Annotated in this window: 5 protein-coding genes; 2 read left to right on the top strand and 3 right to left on the bottom strand. The window is 69.7% G+C overall.

Going from position 1 to position 4,682, the window contains the following annotated elements:
- Both J5F18_RS09075 and hppD read right to left on the bottom strand, forming a co-directional pair.
- On the bottom strand, positions 1-220 hold a 220-nt coding region (locus J5F18_RS09075), incomplete at its 3' end, for an SAM-dependent methyltransferase (RefSeq protein ID WP_346301920.1).
- A 130-nt stretch (positions 221-350) separates the two neighbouring features.
- Positions 351-1,454: a 4-hydroxyphenylpyruvate dioxygenase gene (hppD, locus tag J5F18_RS09070; RefSeq protein WP_346301919.1), complete on the bottom strand. Its 1,104-nt coding sequence runs from the start codon at positions 1,452-1,454 to the stop codon at positions 351-353.
- Between the two features lie 370 nt (positions 1,455-1,824).
- Between hppD and cfa the strand changes: the two genes are divergently transcribed.
- Positions 1,825-2,976, top strand: a complete 1,152-nt coding sequence (cfa, locus tag J5F18_RS09065; RefSeq protein ID WP_346301918.1) for a cyclopropane fatty acyl phospholipid synthase — start codon at positions 1,825-1,827, stop codon at positions 2,974-2,976.
- An 80-nt stretch (positions 2,977-3,056) separates the two neighbouring features.
- Here cfa and J5F18_RS09060 read toward each other — a convergent pair whose 3' ends face one another.
- A complete protein-coding gene (locus J5F18_RS09060; protein WP_346301917.1) occupies positions 3,057-3,722 on the bottom strand; it encodes an alpha/beta family hydrolase in 666 nt (221 codons plus the stop codon).
- Between the two features lie 122 nt (positions 3,723-3,844).
- Here J5F18_RS09060 and J5F18_RS09055 point away from each other — a divergent pair.
- Positions 3,845-4,682, top strand: an 838-nt coding sequence (locus tag J5F18_RS09055) for a RecQ family ATP-dependent DNA helicase (RefSeq protein ID WP_346301916.1), incomplete at its 3' end; no start/stop codon positions are given.

Below are 4,682 nucleotides of genomic sequence, written 5' to 3'. Positions count from 1 at the left end.
GGGCCTTGCCCACGTAGTGCCGCTCGGCCCGCGGATTGGCCAGGGCGAGAACCTCGGCGCTGACCAGCCGATCGTGGAGTATCACCTCGGCCTGCTGGAGGCGACGCAGCGCCTTCAGGGTCAGCAGTTCCGGATCCCCAGGGCCGGCCCCCACCAGGCTGACGCTGCCCGGCGCCATCGCGGAGCCTGGGGGGTTGTGGGGAGAGGGTCCCTCCGACATATTCCATTACCTCCAAAATAATCCCGCACCATATTCCGAAAGGTAATGATTTTACCCTGCGCCTGCCACTCTCCATCCGCTCCGAGCTTATAACCCTTCGCCCCGCTGCCCGAACGCCATCGCCCCCGCCTCACTCCGCCTTGAGCACGCCGCGGCGGATCTGGTCCTCCTCGATGGATTCGAACAGGGCCTTGAAATTGCCCTCGCCGAAGCCCTCGTTGCCCTTGCGCTGGATGATCTCGAAGAAGATCGGCCCGATCACCGTTTCGGTGAAGATCTGCAGCAGCACCCCCTCGTCAGGGCCGCCGTCCACCAGCAGGCTCAACTCGCGCAGCTCCGCGACGTTTTCCTCGTGGTTGGGGACGCGGGCGTCGACCTTCTCGTAGTAGGTGTCCGGCGTAGTGAGGAAGGTCACCCCGTTGGCTCGCAGCGCGCGCACCGTGGCATAGATGTCGTCGGTGGCCATGGCCAGGTGCTGGATCCCCTCGCCGTTGTACTCGCGCAGGAATTCGGCGATCTGGGAGCTGTCATCCGCGGACTCGTTGATCGGGATATGCATCTTGCCGCAGGGAGCGGTCATGGCCCGGGAGTGCAGCCCGGTCATCTTGCCCTCGATATCGAAATAGCGGATCTCGCGGAAGTTGGCGATGCGGGTATAGAAGTCGGCCCAGACGTCCATCTGGCCCCGGTCGACGTTGTGGGTCAGGTGGTCGAGCACCCTGAGCCCCACGCTGTGGTCGGTGGCGCTGCGCCCCGGGATCGGCTCGAAATCGATGTCGTAGATGGTGCGCCCGGCGTCATCGACCTTGTCGTCGACGAAATAGAGCAGCGAGCCGCCGATGCCCTTGACCGCCGGGATGCCTACCTCACCGGGCCCCACCGGGTTCTCCACCGCCTCGGCCCCGTTGGCGACGGCATGCTCGAACGCCTGGCGGGCGTCGGCGACCTTCCAGGCCATGGCACAGGCGCTGGCCCCATGGATCCGGCCGAATTCGGCGGCATGGCTGCCGGGCTCGGCGTTGAGCACGAAGTTGATGCCCTCCTGCTGGAACAGGAAGACCTCCTTGGAGCGGTGCCGGCGGGTCTCGGTAAAGCCCATCCGGTTGAAGAGTCGGCGCAGGGCCTCGATGCCCTCGGCGGTCGGCGCGGTGTACTCGACGAACTCGAAGCCATCGGTGCCGATGGGGTTGGCCGGCGCGCGTTCGCGGCGGGGCTGGTGGGCGGGTGCGTTCATGGCGGGTCTCCCGGGATCTTGTTGTGGACGTGGCATCGTGGACGTGGCATCGCCTGGCGCGATCTGCCCACAGCCTAGAGCCCCGGGGCCGGTGCCGGAACGCCCGGCGACCGACTCGTCGGGGCCATCGCCCGCCCGTCTCGTCCTTGGTCGTAACGAATTTCTGACACCCGCCCCCGGGCAAGGGATTCCGCCCCCGACGCGGCGAGAATCCATGACGGAGTGTCACGAAAAGTTGACGGCCGAGTTGTCACCGGCTCAGGTCGCCTGGGCTATGCTCAATGCTAACCGGAGCGAGCCGACACGACATCTCCGGACACCGCCGCCCGCCACCGCATGCCTGTCGCCCCTGCCGGACCAGGAGGACGCCATGACCAGTGATCCGGGCATCGGCCCGATTGCCCTCCCCGACACGCGCGCCCGGCGAGTCATCGAGCAGCTGCTGGAGGGCTCCGGCGTTGTCCTCAACGGCCCCGCCCCCCAGGACCTGCGTATCCATCATCCGGACTTCTTCTCGCGGGTGCTGCACCAGGGCACCCTGGGCCTCGGCGAGGCCTACATGGACGGCTGGTGGGACTGCGAGCGCATCGACGAGATGGCCTGCCGGCTGCTGCGCCACGGCCTCGGCGAGCGCGCCCGCCCACCCTCGGAGCGCTTGATGTACCGCCTCCAGACCGGCTTCTTCAACCTGCAGAGCCGGGCACGAGCCTATATCGTCGGCAAGGCCCACTATGATCTGGGCAACGACCTCTTCCAGCGCATGCTCGACCCGACGATGTGCTACTCCTGCGGCTACTGGAAGAGGGCGCGCACCCTGCACGAGGCCCAGCTGGCCAAGCTGGAGCTGGCCTGTCGCAAGCTGGAACTCGAACCCGGCCTGCACGTGCTGGACATCGGCTGCGGCTGGGGCAGCTTCGCCGAACATGCCGCCCGCTACCACGGCGTCGAGGTCACCGGCATCACCATCTCCCGCGAACAGGCCGTGCTGGCCCGGGAGCGCTGCCGGGGCCTGCCGGTGACCATCGAGCTGAAGGACTACCGGGACCTGGCGGAGCGTTACGACCGGATCGTCTCCATCGGCATGTTCGAGCACGTCGGCCATCGCAACTACCCGACCTACTTCCAGGCCGTGGCAGACCACCTGGCCCCCCGGGGCCTGTTCCTGCTGCACACCATCGGCTCCAACAACTCGGAGATCACCGCCGACCCCTGGATCAACAAGTACATCTTCCCCAATGGCGTGCTGCCCTCGGCGATGCACATCGCCCGGGCCAGCGAACCCCATCTGCTGTTCGAGGATTGGCAGAACTTCGGGCCGGACTACGACCCCACGCTGATGGCCTGGCTGGCGAACGTCGACGCCCGCTGGCACGAGATCGCCCACCGCTACAACGAGCGCACCCGGCGCATGTTCCGGTACTACCTCTCGGTCTGCGCCGGCGCCTTCCGCTCCCGAGACCTGCAGCTGTGGCAGGTGGTCTTCTCCCGCCAGCGCCACGGCCGCTACGACGCCCCGCGCTGAGGGCCCTCGGGCGGGGCCTGAGGGCGGAGCACCGGCCCCGACGGCGCCAGGCCGGGCACCACCCGAGAGGGCTCACGCCGCTAGCCGTCCCCCTCGCGAGCCAGGTGCTCGAGGAACCAGCGCGCGGCCTTCGCCTGGACCCGCTCGAGAGTGCCCGGCTCCTCGAAGAGGTGGCTGGCGCCCGGCACCACCGCCAGCTCGCAGGGAGCGCCCAGGCGCGCCATGGCCTGCTCGTTCAAGGCGATCACCTGCCCGTCACGCCCTCCCACCAGCAGCAGGGTCGGGGCCCTGACCCGCGGCAACGCCTCGCCGGCCAGATCGGGCCGACCGCCGCGGGAGACCACGGCCCGCACCCGCCCGGGGCGCTCGGCGGCGGCGATCAAGGCCGCCGCCGCCCCGGTGCTGGCGCCGAACAGGCCGATCGGACGCCCGGCGGTTTGCGTCGCCTCGGCCACCCAGTCCACGGCCCCGGTCAAGCGAGCGCCGATCAGCGGGATGTCGAAGCGCAGCGCCCGGGTACGCTCGTCGATGAGGCTCTCCTCCGGGGTCAGCAGGTCGAACAGCAGGGTCGCCAGCCCCTGGCCGGCCAGGTAGCGCGCCACTTGGCGATTGCGCACGCTGAAGCGGCTGCTGCCGCTGCCGTGAGCGAAGACCACGATGCCCGCGCCGGAGGCCGGCAGCAGCAGGTCTCCCTCCAGGGTGACCCCGGCGGTGGGCAGCACCACCGCCTGCTGGACGATCGACATGGCATGCCTCCCGACGGCTTGGCTCCTCTGCAGTGTAGGCGAGCGCGTCCCGCGGAGGCGACGCCGGGCCAAGCGGCGGCTATACTGGACAGCCAACCAGTATCCGACCCCGGGAGCCCGCCATGATCCAGCAGACACTCCGGCAGGTCTTCGGCCATGCCGACTTCCGCCCCGGCCAGCGACCGGTGATCGAGGCCCTGGTGGCCGGCCGCTCGGCGGCGGCGATCTTCCCCACCGGCTCCGGCAAGTCGCTCTGCTACCAGCTGCCCGCCCTGCACCTGCCCCACCTGACCCTGGTGATCTCGCCGCTGCTGGCGCTGATGCAGGACCAGCTCGCCTTCCTGGCGCGCCACGGGATCGCCGCCGCGAGCCTCGATTCCGGCCAGAGCCGCGAGCAGGCCGGGGCCGTCATGGCCGGCGTCGAGCGCGGCGAGATCCGCATCCTGATGGTCTCGGTGGAGCGCCTCAAGAACGAGCGCTTCCGCGCCTTCATCCGCCGGGTGCCGATCTCCCTGCTGGTGGTGGACGAGGCCCACTGCATCTCCGAGTGGGGCCACAACTTCCGCCCCGACTACCTCAAGCTGCCGGACATCCGCCGCGAGCTCGAGATCCCCCAGGTGCTGCTGCTCACCGCCACCGCCACGCCCCGGGTGATCGACGACATGGGCCGGCGCTTCGCCATCGCGGCCGCCGACGTCACCGCCACCGGCTTCTACCGGCCCAACCTGGACCTGCAGGTGGCGCCGGTGCCCGCCGAGGCTCGGCCCCGCGCCCTGGTGGCCTGGCTGCGCCCGCGGCTCTCGAGCGCGGCCCCCCAGGCCACCATCGTCTACGTGACCCTGCAGCAGACCGCCGAGCGCCTGGCCGCCTACCTGGGCAAGGCGGGGCTGCCGGCGGTGGCCTACCATGCCGGGCTCGACGCCGAGCGGCGCGAGGCGATCCAGCGCGATTTCATGGCCG

The sequence above is a fragment of the Halomonas sp. BM-2019 genome (assembly GCF_017584085.1).
This window is presented reverse-complemented; position numbering and strand designations above follow the sequence as displayed.

Excerpts from the sequence above, each read along its gene's own strand:
- hppD (WP_346301919.1), bottom strand. The coding sequence starts at position 1,454 with ATGAACGCACCCGCCCACCAGCCCCGCCGCGAACGCGCGCCGGCCAAC.
- cfa (WP_346301918.1), top strand. The coding sequence starts at position 1,825 with ATGACCAGTGATCCGGGCATCGGCCCGATTGCCCTCCCCGACACGCGC.
- J5F18_RS09060 (WP_346301917.1), bottom strand. The coding sequence starts at position 3,722 with ATGTCGATCGTCCAGCAGGCGGTGGTGCTGCCCACCGCCGGGGTCACC.